The 17,731-nt window shown below is 71.6% G+C and carries 13 protein-coding genes and 1 riboswitch; of the genes, 7 read left to right on the forward strand and 6 right to left on the reverse strand.

Annotation, left to right across the window (positions count from 1 at the left end):
* Positions 1 to 23: 23 nt before the first annotated feature.
* Positions 24 to 101: riboswitch (S-adenosyl-L-homocysteine riboswitch) on the reverse strand.
* Between the two features lie 89 nt (positions 102 to 190).
* Positions 191 to 991 (reverse strand): SDR family NAD(P)-dependent oxidoreductase, encoded by an 801-nt coding sequence (locus tag ACIBO8_RS28870; RefSeq protein WP_396118482.1) that lies wholly within the window; start codon positions 989 to 991, stop codon positions 191 to 193.
* Positions 992 to 1,057: 66 nt separating this feature from the next.
* Between ACIBO8_RS28870 and ACIBO8_RS28875 the strand changes: the two genes are divergently transcribed.
* Complete coding sequence (locus ACIBO8_RS28875) at positions 1,058 to 2,026, forward strand: alpha/beta hydrolase (RefSeq protein WP_396118483.1); 969 nt, start codon at positions 1,058 to 1,060, stop codon at positions 2,024 to 2,026.
* A gap of 95 nt (positions 2,027 to 2,121) precedes the next feature.
* Positions 2,122 to 3,000 (forward strand): MHYT domain-containing protein, encoded by an 879-nt coding sequence (locus tag ACIBO8_RS28880; protein WP_396118484.1) that lies wholly within the window; start codon positions 2,122 to 2,124, stop codon positions 2,998 to 3,000.
* On the opposite strand, the gene ACIBO8_RS28885 is transcribed toward ACIBO8_RS28880, so the two are convergent.
* The gene (locus ACIBO8_RS28885; protein ID WP_396118485.1) at positions 2,986 to 4,791 is read right to left on the reverse strand and encodes a GTP-binding protein; all 1,806 of its coding nucleotides are present in this window, start codon (positions 4,789 to 4,791) and stop codon (positions 2,986 to 2,988) included. The two genes, ACIBO8_RS28880 and ACIBO8_RS28885, sit on opposite strands and share 15 nt — an antisense overlap.
* 135 nt (positions 4,792 to 4,926) lie before the next feature.
* Here ACIBO8_RS28885 and ACIBO8_RS28890 point away from each other — a divergent pair, with 135 nt between their 5' ends.
* The gene (locus ACIBO8_RS28890; protein WP_396118486.1) at positions 4,927 to 6,180 is read left to right on the forward strand and encodes an APC family permease; all 1,254 of its coding nucleotides are present in this window, start codon (positions 4,927 to 4,929) and stop codon (positions 6,178 to 6,180) included.
* Here ACIBO8_RS28890 and ACIBO8_RS28895 read toward each other — a convergent pair.
* On the reverse strand, positions 6,177 to 7,547 hold the full coding sequence (locus ACIBO8_RS28895; RefSeq protein WP_396118487.1) for a glycoside hydrolase family 68 protein: 1,371 nt from the start codon (positions 7,545 to 7,547) through the stop codon (positions 6,177 to 6,179). The genes ACIBO8_RS28890 and ACIBO8_RS28895 overlap by 4 nt on opposite strands.
* A gap of 123 nt (positions 7,548 to 7,670) precedes the next feature.
* A complete protein-coding gene (locus tag ACIBO8_RS28900; RefSeq protein ID WP_396118488.1) occupies positions 7,671 to 10,064 on the reverse strand; it encodes a glycoside hydrolase family 32 protein in 2,394 nt (797 codons plus the stop codon).
* A 110-nt stretch (positions 10,065 to 10,174) separates the two neighbouring features.
* Here ACIBO8_RS28900 and ACIBO8_RS28905 point away from each other — a divergent pair, with 110 nt between their 5' ends.
* The 4 genes from ACIBO8_RS28905 (at position 10,175) to ACIBO8_RS28920 (ending at position 14,435) form a co-directional block, all read left to right on the forward strand.
* Positions 10,175 to 10,846: a response regulator transcription factor gene (locus tag ACIBO8_RS28905; RefSeq protein WP_396118489.1), complete on the forward strand. Its 672-nt coding sequence runs from the start codon at positions 10,175 to 10,177 to the stop codon at positions 10,844 to 10,846.
* 260 nt (positions 10,847 to 11,106) lie between these two features.
* Positions 11,107 to 12,471 (forward strand): ABC transporter substrate-binding protein, encoded by a 1,365-nt coding sequence (locus ACIBO8_RS28910; protein ID WP_396118490.1) that lies wholly within the window; start codon positions 11,107 to 11,109, stop codon positions 12,469 to 12,471.
* A gap of 111 nt (positions 12,472 to 12,582) precedes the next feature.
* Positions 12,583 to 13,524 (forward strand): carbohydrate ABC transporter permease, encoded by a 942-nt coding sequence (locus ACIBO8_RS28915; protein ID WP_396118719.1) that lies wholly within the window; start codon positions 12,583 to 12,585, stop codon positions 13,522 to 13,524.
* Positions 13,521 to 14,435: a carbohydrate ABC transporter permease gene (locus ACIBO8_RS28920; RefSeq protein ID WP_396118491.1), complete on the forward strand. Its 915-nt coding sequence runs from the start codon at positions 13,521 to 13,523 to the stop codon at positions 14,433 to 14,435. Before ACIBO8_RS28915 ends, ACIBO8_RS28920 begins: the two co-directional genes overlap by 4 nt.
* A 46-nt stretch (positions 14,436 to 14,481) precedes the next feature.
* Here ACIBO8_RS28920 and ACIBO8_RS28925 read toward each other — a convergent pair whose 3' ends face one another.
* On the reverse strand, positions 14,482 to 16,926 hold the full coding sequence (locus tag ACIBO8_RS28925; protein WP_396118492.1) for a glycogen/starch/alpha-glucan phosphorylase: 2,445 nt from the start codon (positions 16,924 to 16,926) through the stop codon (positions 14,482 to 14,484).
* A 150-nt stretch (positions 16,927 to 17,076) separates the two neighbouring features.
* On the reverse strand, positions 17,077 to 17,691 hold the full coding sequence (locus tag ACIBO8_RS28930; RefSeq protein WP_396118493.1) for a hypothetical protein: 615 nt from the start codon (positions 17,689 to 17,691) through the stop codon (positions 17,077 to 17,079).
* Positions 17,692 to 17,731 lie beyond the last annotated feature (40 nt).

Raw genomic sequence — 17,731 nt, forward strand, 5'->3', positions numbered from 1 at the left:
GACACAGTGACCACCTCCGCGGAATCTCGGAGGCGCCCTTGGTCGGTGTGGTTCCAGTCCGAGCGTGGCGGGTCTTCCCCGTCGCAGCGCCCCTCGGCCTGGCGCACAAGACTACCGGAAGACGGTCGTATCGACCGTACCGGCGGGTGCCGTCCCGACAGTTGGACGGCACCCGCCGGTGGCCTGCGGCTCAGGCGTTGCGGGCGAAGAGGGCACCCATCACCATGACCTTGCGGCGGCGGCTCAGCAGGCGGCTGAGGCTCACCAGCACGCGGTTGCGGCGGCCGGAGATGACGCTCGGTGGCGGGTCGCGCCGGTCGAGGGTCCGCAGCGCGACGTCGACGACCTCGGCGACCGTCTGGCGCGGGGTGCCACCGTCCGCCGCGTCGGTTCCCACGACCTCGAAGAACTCGGTGCTGGTCGCGCCCGGCGACAGGGCCAGGACGCGCAGGCCGGTGCCGCGCGACTCCTGCCAGAGCGCCTCGGTGAAGCTGAGGACGAAGGCCTTGGTGGCCGCGTACACGGCCATGGAGGGGCTGGGCTGGTAACCGGCGACGCTGGCGACGTTGACGAGCACCCCGGAGCCGGCCGCCCGCAGCGGTTCGATGAACGCGCGGCTGATGTCCACCAGGGCCGCCACGTCGACGGCGATCTCCTCCGCGAGGCGCTGCGGGTCCTCGCCGTGGAACGGCCCGAAGGTGCCGAACCCGGCGTTGTTGATCACGCTGGTGACGGTGAGGCCGCGCTCCGCCACGGCCGCGGCGAGCTTCTGCCCGGCGCCGGGCAGGCTCAGGTCCATGGGTACGACGGCGACCGGCACACCGTGCGCGGCGGTGAGCTCGGCGGCCAGGGCCTCGAGGCGCGCGGCGCGGCGGGCGACGAGCACGAGCCCGGAGCCGCGGGCGGCGAGGCGGCGCGCGAACTCGGCGCCGATGCCGGAGCTCGCACCGGTGATCAGGGTGGTCTGGCGGCGGTAGTCCACGGGAGTCATGGCTTCACTGTACGTCGCTTGTGGCACTCAGTGTCAACCATGTCCATGGGTGATACCGTGCCGGGCATGGCTGACGAACGCCCGCTCATGGTCTTCCTGCACGGCTGGCCCGAACGCGGCCTGGTGTGGCGCGCGCAGGTCGAGCACTTCACCGCCGCCGGCTTCGAGTGCGTGGCCCCCGACCTGAGGGGATACGGCGATGCCGAGGTGCCGCACGACCCCGGGGCGTACGCGGTCGAGCACGTCGTCGAGGACCTGCTGCGCCTGCACGACTCGCTCGGCGGCCGCCCCGCGGTGTGGGTGGGGCACGACTGGGGCAGCCCGGTCGCCTGGTCGCTCGCCGCCCATCACCCCGAGCGCTGCCGGGCGGTCGTGAGCCTGTGCGTGCCGTACCTGCCGGAGGGGTTCACGCTGGCGAACCTGGTGCCGCTGGTGGACCGGGAGCTCTACCCCGAGGACCGGTTCCCGTACGGCCAGTGGGACTACTACCGCTTCTACGCCGAGCACTTCGACCAGGCGGTCGCCGACTTCGAGGCCGACGTCCCGGCGACGGTCTCGCTGCTGTACCGCCGCAGCCGCCCCGAGGTGGTGGGGCAGCCGGCCCGCAGCGCCGCGGTGCGCGCCAACGGCGGCTGGTTCGGCGACGCCCACCGCGCCCCGGCCCTGCCGCGCGACCGGGCGATGCTCAGCGACGCCGACCACGCCGAGATCGTGGCCGGCCTCGCCGCGCACGGGTTCCGCGGGCCCTGCTCCTGGTATCTCAACGACGAGGCCAACGCGGCGTACGCCGCCCGCGCCGCTGCGGAGCTGCGCATGCCGGTGCTGTTCGTGCACGCGGCGTGGGACACGATCTGTGAGACCCGGCACAGCCGCCTGGCCGAGCCGATGCGTGCCGCCTGCGCCGATCTGACCGAGGTCACGATCGAGGCGGGCCACGAGGTCATGCTGGAACGCCCGGCCGAGGTGAACGACGCAATCGGTGCCTGGCTGGCCACTCGGAGGCTGGGTCCTCCGGACCGCGGCGCCTCCTCCTAACGGCCCGATCTGCCGTCCACCCCCGTTCCCGCTCTGCGAAGTCCCAGCTCAGCGGGGAGGATGCAGCGGTACGTCGATCTTGGGGGGACACGGACATGGAGATCCATCACTTCGAGCACGGATGGGTCACACCGGCCGTCAGCTACGCGCTGTCGGTGCTCGGTTCGCTGCTGGGGCTGATCTGCGCGACCCGGCTGCGCGCCGCCCGGACCGGCGGCGGCCGGGCCTGGTGGCTGACGCTCTCGGCGGTCGCCATCGGCGGCACCGGCATCTGGACCATGCACTTCGTGGCGATGCTCGGCTTCAGCGTCGTCGGCACCCCGATCCGCTACGACGCGGCGCTGACCGCCGCCAGCTCGCTGCTGGCGATCGCGGCGGTCGGCGCCGGGATGATGGTCGTCTTCGGCGGCGAACGGGCGCGTCCGCTGCGTATCGTCGCCGGCGGCCTGCTGGCCGGGCTCGGCGTGGCCGCGATGCACTACATGGGCATGCGCGCCATGCACCTGCACGGCGAGATCGGGTACGACCGGACGAGGGTGATCGCCTCGGTGGTGATCGCCGTCGTGGCGGCCACGATCGCGCTCTGGCTGACCGTGACCGTACGGAAGCCCGCGGTGATCTTCGGCGCCGCCCTGATCATGGGCATCGCGGTCAACGGCATGCACTTCACCGGCATGTCCGCGATCTCCGTACGCCCGCATCCCGGAGACGCCGTCCCGTCGGGCGCCTCGGCAACGGCGATGCTCGTCCCCATCGGGGTGGCGGTGCTCTTCGGCGTCCTCGGCCTGATGTACGCGCTCATGGCCGCACCGACCGACGAGGACCGGGCCGCGGCGGCGTACCTGGCCGCGCGGCTGGAGCACGGTGAACCCGCGGCACCGCCGCAGCACGGCACCGGGCCGATCCCGCAGCAGCGCGGGTCGGCGCTGGGCGGCGCGACGTGGACGTACCGGGACCGCTCATCGCACCGGTGAGCGGTCCCGGCGGACCGGCGCCGGCCCGCGGACCGGGCGGTCCCGGCCCGGCCGCGTCCACCAGGCGCCCTCACCGCGGGTCAGACCGGGCAGCGACCGGGTGACCGCCTGCGCCGACCGCGCCGGCACCTGACCCTCGACGATCCAGGACGGGCCGCGCTGCCCGGAACCGGAGATCTCCGCGCCGAGGCCGGTCAACCGGCCGAGCACCGCACCGAGCGTGTCGCCCGGCACCTCCGCCTCGAACGCCTGGCAGGGCTCGTGCACCCGGGTGCCGGCGTCCCGCAGCGCCTGCATCAGCACGATCGGCGTCAGCCCGCGGAAGTCGGCGGCGGTCGAGAGCGGCGATTTCCACCCCGCACGCGTCACCGTCACGGCGCAGTCGAGCACCTCCCAGCCGTGCGGGCCGTGCTCCAGGGCCGCGCGGACGGCCTCCTCGGTGGCCGTGTGGAACGCCCGTGGCAGCGCGCCCCATTCGACCTCGCGGGCGTACCGCAGACCCGATCCGGGCGGCCCCGGCTCGACCCGCAGGCCGACCGTGGCCCAGAACTCGCTGGCCCCGTGCTTGTCGAACGCCGCCTCCGCGTGGCCCGTGCCGCACAGCCGTTCGACGAACACCGGCCGGACGTCGCCGAAGACCGCCTCGAGGCCGAACTCCCGGGCGAGCCGCTCGGCGAGGACCTCGCGCTGTACCGCGCCGTACAGCAGGACGGAGGTCAGCCCGTCGCCGGCCGGCCGGACACGGATCAGCGGATCCTCGTCGGCGAGGGCCGTCAGCGCGGCGTGCAGGCGTGCCTCCTGCCCGGGATGCACCGGCCGGACCACGGCCTCGAGACCGGGCGGCGAGAAGTGTGCCGCGGCGACCGGGCCGGCGTCGCCGAGCCGGTCACCGACGCGGACACCGCCGAGGCCGCGCACCTTGCCGATGTCGCCGGCCCGCAGGACGTCGCCACCACCGGCCACGGTCAGCGCGGTGACCCGGCCGGTGACCACGCCGCCGGGCCGGGTGAGCCGCAGCCGCCGGCGCGCGTGCACCTCCCCGGCGAAGAGCCGCAGCCACGCGGCGCGCTCGCCGTCCGGCGACCGTTCGACCGCGAAGACGACGCCGCGCGGCCCACCGCCCGCCGGGGGCGGCGGCCGGAGCAGCGTGGCGAGGCCCTCGGCCAGCTCGCCGGCGCCCTCCCCGGTCAGCGCGGAGCCGAAGAAGAGCGGATGCAGCCGGCCGGCGGAGGTCTCCTCCGCGATGTGCGGGCGCAGCTCCTCCAGGGACATCTCCGGCGCGGTCGCCGCCGCCGGGGTGCCGGCCGCCCGGACGGTGTTCATCGCGACGACGTCCACGCCCAGCTTCGCCCGGATGTCGGCGACGAGGCCGCCGGTCCGCGCGCCCGGCCGGTCGATCTTGTTGGCGAACAGCAGCGTGGGCAGCCCGGCCCGGCGCAGGCTGCGCAGCAGCACCCGCGTCTGCGCCTGGACGCCCTCGACCGCCGAGACCACGAGCACGGCCGCGTCGAGCACCGCGAGCGCCCGCTCCACCTCGGCGATGAAGTCCGGATGCCCCGGGGTGTCGATGAGATTGACGCGCAGCGCGCCGAGCCGGAAGGAGGCGACCGCGGCGCGGATGGTGATGCCGCGCTCGCGTTCGAGCTCGCCGCTGTCGGTGCGGGCGGTGCCCGCGTCGACGCTGCCGAGCGTGGCTATGGCCCCGTGCGCGAACAGCAGGCGTTCGGTGAGGCTGGTCTTACCGGCGTCGACGTGTGCCAGGACGCCGAGATTGAGCGTACGGAAGGACAAGGAGATCCTCGGAGGACGGGAGCGGACGGGTCAGCCGGAGCGTGCCGAGCTCTCGCATGTCGTCTCCCGGGTCCGAGGTCGTCGTCCGGGCGACCGTACGACGCGGACCGCACCGCCGCCAGTAGATTTCCCGGGGTGACATCCGGACTGACGCGGCGGCTGGGCACGACGGACGCGGTCGTGGTGGGACTCGGCGCGATGATCGGCGCCGGGGTGTTCGCCGCGTTCGCCCCGGCCGCGGCCGCCGCGGGTTCGTGGCTGCCGCTCGCGCTGGCGATCGCCGGCGTGGTCGCGTACTGCAATGCGATCTCCTCGGCGCGGCTCGCCGCGATCTATCCGTCGTCCGGCGGCACCTATGTGTACGGCCGCAAGCGCCTGGGCGACCTCTGGGGCTTCCTCGCGGGCTGGGGGTTCGTGGTCGGCAAGACCGCCTCCTGCGCGGCGATGGCGCTGACCTTCGGCGCGTACGTGGCACCGGGCCACGAGAAGGTGTTCGCGGTGGCGGCCGTCGCCGCGCTGACCGGTCTCAATCTCGCCGGGGTGCAGAAGTCCATGAGCGCCGCCCGGGTCATCGTCGCGGTCGTGATCGCCGTGCTGCTCGCCGTCGTGGCTGCCGGGCTGACCGCCGGGGCGACCTCCGGGGGCGGCACGGTCCCCGCCGACGCATGGGGTGTGCTGCGGGGCGCCGGGCTGCTGTTCTTCGCCTTCGCCGGGTACGCCCGCATCGCCACCCTGGGCGAGGAGGTACGCGACCCGCAGCGCACGATCCCCCGCGCGGTGCCGCTCGCCCTGGGCGTCACGCTCGTCCTGTACGCCCTCGTCGCCGCCGCCGTTCTCGCCGTCCTGGGCCCGGCGCGGCTGGCCGTGTCGGCGGCACCGCTGGCGGACACGGTGATCGCGGCCGGCGCCTCGTGGCTGACCGGCGTGGTCCGGGTGGGCGCCGCGCTCGCCGCCCTGGGTGCCCTGCTGGCCCTCATCCTGGGCGTGTCCCGGACGACCTTCGCCATGGCGCGCGAGCGGCACCTGCCCGGCGCGCTGGATGCGGTCAGCGCCCGGCACGGGGTGCCGCACCGGGCGGAGGTGGCGGTCGGCCTGGCGGTGGCGGCCCTCGTCGTGCTGGTGGACCTGCGCGGGGCGATCGGCTTCTCGTCGTTCGGCGTGCTGGTCTACTACGCGGTCGCGAACGCCTGCGCCCTGACCCTGCGGCGCGACGAGGGTGCACCGCGCCGGCCGGTGCCCATGGTGGGCCTGGCGGGCTGCCTGCTGCTGGCGGTCACCCTGCCGCGCGTCTCGGTGCTGGCCGGCCTGGCCGTGTTCGCCGTGGGTGCGCTGGTGTGGCTGGCGGGCCGCCGGTCACGGAGCTCCCGCGACCGGCGGCCGCAGGGTTAGGGACGGGGAGGGGTACGGGTCGCGGGAATGTAGCCGTATCCCAGCTGCTGCACCATGTACGTGTTCGCGTCGCGGAACTCCAGGCGCAGCGTCGGCGCGAGGGTGCCGCCGTAGACGGGTGCCTGCTCCCCCGGCTGCGTGAAGATCGTGTCGATGAAGCTCTCCACGAGCAGGTCCGGCATCACGTAGTGCGAGTACTGCTGCAGGCGCTGGCTCGCCGGGTTGCCGAGCACCAGGGCGCTGCCGTTGAGCGGCCGGTAGTCGCCGCGTACCGTCCGCGACACGAAGCCGTAGACGCCGTCGGGTCCGGTCAGCCCGGGCGCGTACGTGAAGGTGTGGCTGATGGTGAACAGGTACACCTGCCCGCGGTGGAAGACCAGGTGCGGCCGCTCGGTCTGCTGGTTGACGCAGTTGGCGGAGAGCACGGGCGGCAGCAGCCGGAAGGTCCGCAGATCCGGGCTGGTGGCCTCGGCCAGGCCGATGTTGCCGGTGTAGAACCGCGAGTCGGCCGGCACGGTGTGCCCCGGCGGCAACGGCCCGAGGTCGCGTGCGGTGCAGCGGTAGTCGCCGGCCACGCCGCCGGTGTTGCCCTCGAAGAGCACGTAGACACGGCCGTCGGCGGGGTTGCGGAAGGCGAACGGGTCGCGGAAGGCGTAAATGATCGGGCCGGCCTGCGACTGCTGCAGCGTCTGGTACATCCGCCCGTCGGGCTCCGCGATGATCTTGTGGTTGGTGAAGCCGGTGAACCACACGCGGCTCGCGTTCGCGTGGATGCGCCCGCTCGCGGTCGCCAGGCGCTGCAGCGGGTCGTTCGGGTCGATGCCGCCGTTGTCGTGGCCGGACGCGGTGTAGAAGGTCTGGACCTCGTCGCGTCCCTCGAGGACCGTCGAGCCGGCCCACTCGCGCGAACCGAGGGACGAACCGGCCGGGAACAGCGGTCCGCCGTAGGTCCACGTCCGGGCGTCACGCGAGTAGAAGTAGCCGATCCGGGCCTGCCAGTGCCGGTCGCCGAAGAAGATGTTCCGGGGCGCGGTCAGCGAGAAGATGACGTGCCAGCCCCGGTACGTCACCACGTCGGTGGTCAGGTCGGTCAGCGGCCAGGTGTCCCAGATCCAGACCTGGTCGGTCATGACCGGGAAGGTGGCGGGGATCAGCGGGCTGGTGTTGGTGGCGTCGGGGCGGACCTTGAGCGCGTCGGCGCGGCTCCAGACCGCGGTGTAGGTGCCCTGGGGGCTGAACCGGGCGGCGCCGGGCGCCGCCTGGGGACCCGCGGACGCGGGAACCCCGAGCAGGCCGAGCGCGGCGACGAGGACGACGGCGGCCAGGGCGGGGCGTACCCGGCGCCGGGGCCGATGATCGGTGAACATGCGTACCCTCCTCCGTCTCGTGGGACAACTCGATTCAGCACCGGAGCCGGCGAGGCGGTAAGGTCCGGGACGAGTTCCATCACCATCAATGTGTCGGGCCGATACGTCTGACCGGCGGGCCGGTCAGTGCAGCGTCACGCCCTGGATCAGGCAGCTGCCGTCGAACACGTTGACCCCGAACAGACCGGCGGCGTAGGCGTCGTCCGTGGCGCTGATGACCGGCGCCGCCCGCCCGTCCAGGAAGACCTCGAACCGGTCGCCGTTCGCGACCACCCGCAGGTGGTAGGTGCGGCCCGGGACGACATCGGTCGCAAAGGTGGCGATGTCCCGGCCGGGGCGCCACAGCTTGACGTAACCGTCGGTGTCGACGTTGGCGGTGTAGTGGCCGGTCGCGCCCGGCGCCGCCCGGAAGGTCAGGCCCGCGGCCCGCCCGGAGACCACCCGCAGGTCGCCCTCGTAGGTGAAGTCGGCGCCGCTGCGCGCCGACAGGTAGAACCCGTCACCGGTACGGCGGCCCGCCACGCCGTCGCCGGGCGCGGTCCAGGCACCGTCCGCCGGGGCCCAGGAGCCGCCCAGGTTCTGCTGCCAGCCCGCGGCGGCGGCGCTGGGATTCTGCAGCACCGCGCTGCCCTGGAAGACGTTGAGGCCGAACGGGCCCGCGGCGTACGCGTCGTCGGTGGCGTCGATCAACGGCGTGGCGGCGTGGTCGAGGTAACCCCGCAGGCGGGAACCCTCGGCCACGACGCGCAGATGGTGGAACCTGCCACGGGCCACCGGCGCCGGGGCCTGTGCGATGTCGCGCCCGGGACGCCAGAGCTTCACGACACCGGCCACGGCGTCCACAGTGAGCGTGTAATGGCCACGGAAGGTCAGCCCCGCCGCGACGGCGGTGTCCAGCCGCACGTCGCCCTCGTACGTGAAGTCGCTGCCGCTGCTCGCGCCGAGGTAGAACCCGTCCCCGGACGCCTCGCCGCGCTTGCCGTCGGCGGTGTCGGTCCAGGTGCCGCCGGCGGCGTGCCAGGGCCCGGCGACGTCGCCGCGCAGGGTCGGTTCCCCGCTCCCCCACGCCGGCCGCAGCGGGGTCAGCCGCAGCGACACGAGGTGCACGCTGCCGCCCTCGGCGTAGGCGCTCAGGCCGTACGCGCCCGGGTCGAAGGCGACCGTACGGGTGATCGACAGCCGCCCGTCGTTGCCGAAGATCTCGAGCTGGCCGCGGTCCACGATCATGCGGACCCGGATCCGGCCGGCGACCGTGGCGAGCGGGGCGCCGTCCAGCGTCCCGGCCGCACGGTCGTACGCGACGTCGCGGGTGGCCGTACCGTCGGGCCGGACGCCGAGCCGGAACCCGAAGCGGGAGGCCGTCGCGGTGGCGGTGTCGAACTCGGCCGTCAGCTCGTACGCGTCGGCCGACGCGCCGCGCAGCGGGTCGCCCGAGCCGTCCCCGGACACCGTCCGGTCCGACCACGAGATGGCGGCGCCGCGCAGCGAGTCGATCTCGGCGACCGGCGTGCGGGTCACGCGCAGGCCGTCGGGATAGCTGCGCAGCCCCAGCTCGACCGGGAAGGTGGCGCTGCCGGTCCACACGTTGCCGTGGTTGCCGGGCATCCACGCCATCTGCACGATCCGGCCGCCGGGCAGGTTGCTGAAGGTCAGCCCGGCGTAGATGCTGCCGTCGAAGCGGTTGTCGCCCTCGTCCATCCGCTTCGGCTCGGGGGCGTCGGCGGTGAACGTGGTGCCGTCGAAGGAGCCGAGGACGTACTCGCCGCTCGCGTCGTTGAGCACCCACCGGACGGCGCCGGTGCCGTCGACGGGCAGCGGGAACATGTCGGGGCACTCGAAGAGCCAGCCGGCCGCGTACCGGCTCGCGAAGGTCCACGTGAGCAGGTCGGGCGAGGTGTAGAAGTGTGCGGCGTTGCCCCCGGCGCCGGACCAGACGACCATCACCCAGCGGCGGTCCGGCGCGTACCAGAAAACCTTCGGATCGCGGCTCTCCGCCGGCATGGTGATGACCTTGCGGCCGTGGTCGTACGCCTGGAAGGTCTCCCCGCCGTCGTTGCTGTACGCGACGCTCACGCCGTCGGTGCCGGTGAAGACCACGATCGGTGCGCGGTCGCCGGTGCGCAGCCCGGACGTGTTCGCGGTGTCGACCACGCCGCCACCCGAGAAGAGGTTGCCGGGGTGCACGCCGGGCTCGAGGGCGATCGGCCGCTGCGTCCAGTGCACGAGGTCCGGGCTCACGGCATGCCCCCAGTGCATGGTGTCCCACTGCAGGCCGTGCGGATTGTGCTGGAAGAACAGGTGGTACACGCGGTCGGCGTACAGGGGCGCGTTGACGTCGTTCATCCAGCCCGCGGCCGGGCTGAAGTGCACCTGCCCGCGGTACGGCTCGGTGTAGGCCGTCGGGGCGTACGGGAACTCGGGGTAGTCGCCCGCGGCACCGGCGGATGCGGGCGCGCCGGGGACGAGAACGGCGACAGCGACGAGCGGGACCAGGGCGAGGAGGCGGTGAGCGCGCATGCCGGGGATTCCCTTCGCCGTCTTTGCGCAGGTTCCCCCATATCACCATCTGTCGATGGCTGGTCACAACGTTCATGCGATTCTCATCCTGCTCTGGTCTCATGGCCCGAATGACCAGTCCTCGCATCCTCGTCGTCGACGACCAGCCGGCCGTCGTCGACATGCTGTCCACGGTTCTGACCTTCCACGGCTTCGCGGTGGACACCGCGGGAACCGCCGCCCAGGCCGTCGAGAAGGCCACCGAGCACCGGCCCGACCTGCTGCTCATGGACGTCATGCTGCCCGACGGCGACGGCATGGACGTGTGCCGGCGGCTGCGGGCCGGCGGCTCCGGTGCCGGCGTGGTGTTCCTGACCGCGCGCGACGCCCGGGCCGACCTGGTGGCGGGGCTGGCGTACGGCGGCGACGAGTGGATCACCAAGCCGATCGACCTCGGGGTCCTGCTGCCCCGGGTCCGGGCCCTCCTGCACCACCGGACCACCCGGGTCCTGCGCCACGCGGACGTCGAGCTCGATCAGGAGACCCTGGAGGTGCGCCGCGCCGGCGAGCCGGTGGAGCTCAGCACCGCCGAGGCCGAGCTGTTGCGCCACTTCCTGCTCAACCCGCGCCGGGTCCTGCCCCGGGTCGAGCTCCTGGAGGCGGTCACCGGGCACGGCGGCGCCGGCGCGGACGCCGTCGACGCGTACGTCGGCTCGCTGCGGCGCCGGCTCGAGGAGCTAGGACCGCCGCTGATCGTGACCCACCGTGGCTTCGGATATGCCCTCCGCGCCGCCCTGCCGTGACCGGGCACTGAAAAATCTTGCGGGCGTGGAAACCGCGCGCATCGATCCCTATCGCTGAATATCACCTCTCCGTCAGCGCAAGAGCACTTTTAGCTTTCTTAAACGTTTAAGAACACCGCTGCTCCGGTGCCGAATCGTTACTCGGTTGATCAACCGGAAACATTGCGAAAGAGGGCTGCCCGTTCTTGACTGACAGCCGGGGGAACCGGAAACGGTGACGGTGCTGTCACGCCCCGGCGTGATGTGACATAGGGAGAGGTATGTTCGGTCATTCCAGGAGTCCGCGCCTGCGCGGCGCCCTCGCCGGCTCGCTCGGCGTGGGCCTGGTGTTCGGTCTGGCCGCCTGTGGCGGCAGTGACGACTCGAACGACGATTCCACGGCCAAGCAGTCCGTCGACTGCTCGCAGTTCAGCTCGTACGGCAACCTGAAGGGCAAGACGGTCTCGGTCTACACCGGCATCGTCACGCCGGAGGACAAGGCGTACAAGGACTCGTACAAGCCTTTCGAAGACTGCACCGGTGTGACCATCAAGTACGAGGGCGACAAGGCCTTCGAGACCCAGATCCTGGTCCGCGCCAAGGCCGGCAACCCGCCGGACCTCGCCATCGTGCCGCAGCCGGGCCTGCTCAAGCAGCTCGTCGCCACCGGCAAGGCGGTCGAGGCGCCGGCCGAGGTCGCCGCCAACGTCGACAAGTTCTGGGGCAAGGACTGGAAGGGCTACGCGACGGTCAACGGCAAGTTCTACGCCGCGCCGTCCGGTGCCAGCGTGAAGTCCCTGGTCTGGTACTCGCCCAGCGAGTTCAAGGAGAAGGGCTACCAGATCCCGACCACGCTGGACGAGCTCAAGCAGCTCTCCGACAAGATCGCCGCGGACGGCAAGAAGCCGTGGTGCGCCGGCATCTCCAGCGGTGAGGCCACGGGCTGGCCGATCACCGACTGGATGGAGGACTTCATGCTCCGGCTGTACGGGCCGGAGACCTACGACAAGTGGGTCAACCACGAGATCCCGTTCAACGGCCCCGAGTCCACGGCGGCCCTGGACGCGGTCGGCGCGTACCTGAAGAACGACAAGTACGTCAACGGCGGCCTCGGCGACGTCAAGAGCATCGCCACCACCACGTTCCAGGACGCGGGCCTGCCGATCGTCAACGAGGGCACCTGCTCGTTGCACCGCCAGGCGAGCTTCTACGCGGCGAACTTCCCCAAGGACGTCAAGGTGGCCGAGGACGGCGACGTGTTCGCGTTCTACCTGCCCGGCAAGGACGCCAGCAGCAAGCCGGTGCTCGGCGGCGGCGAGTTCAACCTCGCGTTCTCCGACCGGCCCGAGGTCAAGGCGTTCCAGACGTACCTGTCCACCGACACCTGGGCCAACAACAAGGCCAAGGTCTCGCAGGGCTGGGTCAGCGCCAACAAGGGCATCGACCCGAACAACCTGAGCAACCCGATCGACAAGCTGGCCGCGACGATCCTGAAAGACCCGAACACGGTCTTCCGGTTCGACGGCTCGGACCAGATGCCGGCCGCCATCGGCTCGAACGCGTTCTGGAAGCAGGCGACGAGCTGGGTGACCGGACAGGACACCAAGACCACCGTCGACAACATCGAGAACGCGTGGCCCAAGTGAGGTAGAACCACCCCGGGGCCGGTCGCCGAGAGGTGACCGGCCCCCTTGCACCTACAAGGAGGTACGGGTCGCGTGTTAACCGCCGAGACCAACACCGCGAAGATCGGGCTGATGCTCGCCGCGATCCTGCTCTTCGCCGCGGTCGTGGGCATCATCCTCTTCCTCGCCACGCTGTTCCGCGGCCGCCGCGCCGACCGCTGGACCGCGTACGCCTACCTCGCCCCCACGCTGCTCATGCTGCTGGTCGGCCTGGTCTACCCGGGTGTGCGCACGATCTACGAGTCGTTCTTCGACGCCGCCGGCAGCGCGTTCATCGGCCTGGACAACTACAAGACGATCTTCACCGACGCGGACCAGCTGACGGTGCTGCGCAACACGGTGTTCTGGGTCGTGGTCACGCCGTTCGTGGCCACCGGGGTGGGCCTGCTCTACGCCATCCTGGTCGACAAGTCGAGGTTCGAGTCCGCCGCCAAGGCACTGATCTTCCTGCCCATGTCCATCTCGTTCGTGGGCGCCTCGATCATCTGGAAGTTCATCTACGAGTACCGGCCGGACCAGGGCCGGGTGAAGCAGATCGGCCTGCTCAACCAGCTGCTGGTGTGGGTCGGCGGCAAGCCGCAGCAGTGGCTGGTGGACTCCCCGCTGAACACGTTCCTGCTGATCGTGGTCATGATCTGGATCCAGGCCGGCTTCGCGATGACCGTGCTGTCCGCGGCCATCAAGGCGATCCCCGACGACATCGTCGAGGCCGCCCGGCTCGACGGCGTGACGGCCTGGGGCATGTTCCGCTTCGTCACCCTGCCGGCGATCCGCCCGGCCGTCGTGGTGGTGCTGACCACCATCGGCATCGGCACGCTCAAGGTCTTCGACATCGTGCGCACGATGACCGGCGGCCAGTTCAACACCAGCGTCATCGCCAACGAGTTCTACAGCCAGAGCTTCCGCAGCGACAACCAGGGGCTCGGTGCGGCGCTCGCCGTCCTGCTGTTCCTGCTGGTGATCCCGATCGTCGTCTACAACATCCGGCAGATCCGCCGATCGGAGGCGCTATGACCACCACCACCCCGCCGGCGACGGCAGTGCCGGTCGACGCGAAGAACCTCTCCGCCGCCGCCGTCGCCAAGCGCAAGCTCAGCTCGCCCTGGGCCTCGCTCGCGGCGATCGTCATCGCGGTGCTGTGGACGGTGCCGACCTTCGGCCTGCTCGTCTCCTCGTTCCGGCCGGAGCGGGCGATCAAGACCACCGGCTGGTGGACGTTCTTCTCCAACCCGACGCTGACCCTGGACAACTACCGGGCCGTGCTCGACTCGGAGAGCGGCGCGGGGCTGGGGGCGTACTTCGTCAACTCGCTGGTGATCACGATCCCCTCGGTGATCATCCCGCTGACGCTGGCGACCATCGCGGCGTACGCGTTCGCCTGGATCAAGTTCCCCGGGCGCAACATCCTGTTCCTGGTGATCTTCGCCCTGCAGATCGTGCCGCTGCAGGTCACGCTGATCCCGCTGCTCACCCTCTATGTGGACGCGGGCCTGGCGAACACCTTCTGGACGATCTGGCTGTCGCACTCGATCTTCGGCCTGCCGCTGGCCATCTACCTGCTGCACAACTTCATGCGGGAGGTGCCGTCGACGCTGCTGGAGGCGGCCCGGGTGGACGGCGCCGGCCACGTGTCGATCTTCTTCAAGGTGCTGCTGCCGCTGCTGCGCCCGGCACTCGCCGCGTTCGGCATCTTCCAGTTCCTCTGGGTGTGGAACGACCTGCTGGTCGCCCTCACCTTCGCCGGCGGCGGCGAGGCCGTCGCCCCGATCACCGTGCAGCTCGCGAACCTGAGCGGCACCCGGGGCACGGCGTGGCACCTGCTCTCCGCGGGCGCCTTCGTGTCGATCATCGTGCCGGTCACGATCTTCCTGCTGCTCCAGCGCTACTTCGTCCGCGGCCTGCTCGCGGGCAGCGTCAAGGGCTGACGCCGGTCCCGGCCGCCCGGCCCACCCGGGCGGCCGCGGACGGTGGTCACTCCGGCTTGGGCGGCACCGGCACCGCGCGCCAGATGTCGCGGCAGTAATCGCGGATCGTACGGTCGGAGGAGAAGAACCCGCTGCGCGCGACGTTGCGGATCGCGCGGCGCGTCCATTCGTCCTGGTCCCGCCACACCCGGGCCACCTCGTCCTGGCAGTCGGTGTAGGCGCGGAAGTCCGCCATCGTCAGGTACTCGTCGTGGCCTAGCAGATCGCCCACCAGGATGTCGCCGCCGTCGAAGGCGAAGGGCCCGCCGGTGATGGCGTCGATCGCGGCCCGCAGCTCGAAGTCCTGCTCGTAGTAGGACCGCGGCTGGTAGGGCCCGGCACGCAGGGCGGCCGCCTCGGCGGCGTCCATGCCGAAGAGGAAGAAGTTCTCGGCGCCGACCCGCTCGCGGATCTCGACGTTCGCGCCGTCCAGGGTGCCGATCGTCAGCGCGCCGTTCAGGGCCAGCTTCATGTTGCTCGTGCCCGAGGCCTCCTTGCCCGCCATGGAGATCTGCTCGGACAGGTCGGCCGCCGGGATGATCAGCTCCGCCCGGGTCACGTTGTAGTCCGGCAGGAAGGCCACCTTCAGGTACGGCGCGACCTCCGGATCGGCGTTCACCACCCGGGCGACGACATTGGCGAGCCGCATGACCCGCTTGGCCGCGTGATAGCCGGGCGCCGCCTTGCCGCCGAAGACGATCGAGCGCGGCACGACACCGGCCAGGTCGCCACGCTTGATCCGCTGGTACAGCACGATCACGTGCAGCACCCGCAGCACCTGCCGCTTGTACTCGTGGAAACGCTTGATCATGACGTCGCAGAGGGCGTCGGGATCCAGGGTCACCCCGGTCGTCGTCTGGGCGTAGTGGGCCAGCTCCTGCCGGTTGCGCCGCTTCACCGCCTGCCACCGGGCCCGGAACTCCGGATCGCCGGCCGCCGACTCCAGCTCGGCGAGCCGGTCGAGGTCGCGCAGCCACTCGGAGCCACCCAGGCGCGCGCTGATCAGCCGGGTCAGGCCGGGGTTGGCGACGAGCAGGAAACGCCGCGGCGAGATGCCGTTGGTGACGTTGTGGAAGTGGTGCGGCAGCACGTCGGCGAACGCCCGCAGGGTCGTCTCGGTGAGCAGCCGCGAGTGCAGGGCGGCCACCCCGTTGACGGCGAAGCTGCCGACGACGGCCAGGTGGGCCATCCGTACCCGCTGCTCACCGCCCTCCTCGATGATGGAGAGCAGCCGCAGGCGCTCCGGCTCGCCCGGGTGCAGGCGCTCGACCTGCTGCAGGAACCGGTGGTTGATCAGGAAGATGATCTCCATGTGCCGGGGCAGAAGCCGGCGCAGCAGCCACACCGGCCAGGTCTCCAGGGCTTCCGGCAACAGCGTGTGGCACGTGTACGCGAAGACGCGCTGGGTGATCGACCACGCGCGCTCCCACTCCAGCCCCTCCTCGTCCACGAGGATCCGCATCAGCTCGGGGATCGCGATGACCGGGTGGGTGTCGTTGAGCTGGATCACCACCTTGTCGGGGAAGGCGTCCCAGCCGTCGTTGCGCAGCCGGTAGCGGCGGATGATGTCCCGCAGTGAGCAGGCGACCAGGAAGTACTGCTGCTTGAGCCGCAGCTCGCGGCCCAGCTCGGTGCTGTCGTCCGGGTACAGGACCTTGCTGATGGTCTCCGACCGCACGATCGCCTCGACGGCCTCGCCGTACCGGCCCGCGCCGAAGCGTGACAGGTCGAAGGATTCGCGGGCGGCACGGGCGCGCCACAACCGGACGATGTTCACGGTGCCGGTGCCGTACCCGGGAACCAGCATGTGGCTCGGCTCGCCACGCACGACCTCGCCGGGCGTCCAGGTGCCCCGCCCGCCCTCGCCCGGCTCGGTGGTGCCGTAGAAGCCGACGCGCTGCTGGTCGTCCGGCGCGGGGAATTCCCACGGGTTGCCGTAGTACGTCCAGTCGTCGGGGCGTTCGACCTGCGCCTCTTCCCGGAACTCCTGCTTGAAGATGCCGAAGTCGTAGCGGATGCCGTAGCCGACCGCCGGAATGTCCAGGGTGGCGAGGGCGTCCAGCAGGCACGCGGCGAGCCGGCCGAGGCCGCCGTTGCCGAGCCCCGGCTCCACGTCCAGCGCCGCCACGTCGGCCGGATCGACCCCGAGCGCCTCCAGCGCGGAACGGGCGACGTCGGCGGTGCCGGTGTAGAGCAGGTTCTGCCCGAGCTGGCGTCCCAGCATGTACTCGGCGGAGAAGTAGTACACGAAGCGGGGATTTGTCTCGTAGTGCGCCTGAGTGGTCCGGATGTACCGGTCCACGAGGTGGTCCCGGACGGTCAGGGCGAGCGCCTGGTAGAGGTCCTCCGGGCTGGCCGACTCGACCGTCGTGCCCCGCGACCGGGCCAGGTTGCCGACGAGCTCGAACTCGATCTCCGTGGGCGTGGCACAGACAGGGCTGACGTGGGTCACGGATTGAGCCTCTCCCCCGCGGAAACACCGGACCCTTCGAGTATCGGCAACTGCGCCACCCCGCGGCGCCAGTTGCCGATGAAACCTCGATCAACACGGAAAGAGGACGCCGGGGAGCGGCGTCCTCTTTCCGTACGGGAGATCGGTCGTTCAGACCGCCGGGTCCGCGGACGGGGCCACGGTCGGCTCGGTGCTCGGCTCGTCGGTCGGCTCGGTGGTCGGCTCGTCCGTCGGCTCGGTGGTCGGCTCGGTGGTCGGCTCGTCCGTCGGCTCGGTCGTCGGGCTCGGCGTGACGCTCGGGGCCGGCTTGGCCTTCTTGCCGGTCGCGCGGAGCACGTCGACGGTGTAGACGGCGCCGGCACGGCGGCCGGTCACCTCGATCCGGAAGCCGGCGGCCAGGGCCGCGACGGTGGCCTTCTTGCTGTTGACGCGGACCGACGCCTTGGCGGGCACGGTCACCGTGAGCGTGCTCTTGCGCACGTCCTTGGTGCCGCCCTTGACGACCAGGGTGACGGTGCCGGCCTCGGCGTCGACGGCCGTGACGGTGCCGGACGCGGTGAAGCGCACGGGCTTCTGGGCCTTCGGCGTCTTGGTCGGCTTCGGGGTGGCCTTGGGCTTCGGGGTCGCCTCGGGCTTGTGGGTGGACTTGGCGGCGCTCGACGTGTGCTTCGAGGGGCTCGCGAAGGCGACGGCGGCGGTCGAGACGGCGGGGACCAGGATGCCGGCGGTCAGCAGAGCGGCGGTGGCGGCGCGGCGCATACGCATGGGAAGGAACTCCTCGGATCGGGGGAGTTCCAGATTCCGG

Origin of the sequence: Actinoplanes sp. NPDC049681, from assembly GCF_044465265.1 — a bacterium.
In the GTDB taxonomy this organism is placed as follows: domain Bacteria; phylum Actinomycetota; class Actinomycetes; order Mycobacteriales; family Micromonosporaceae; genus Actinoplanes.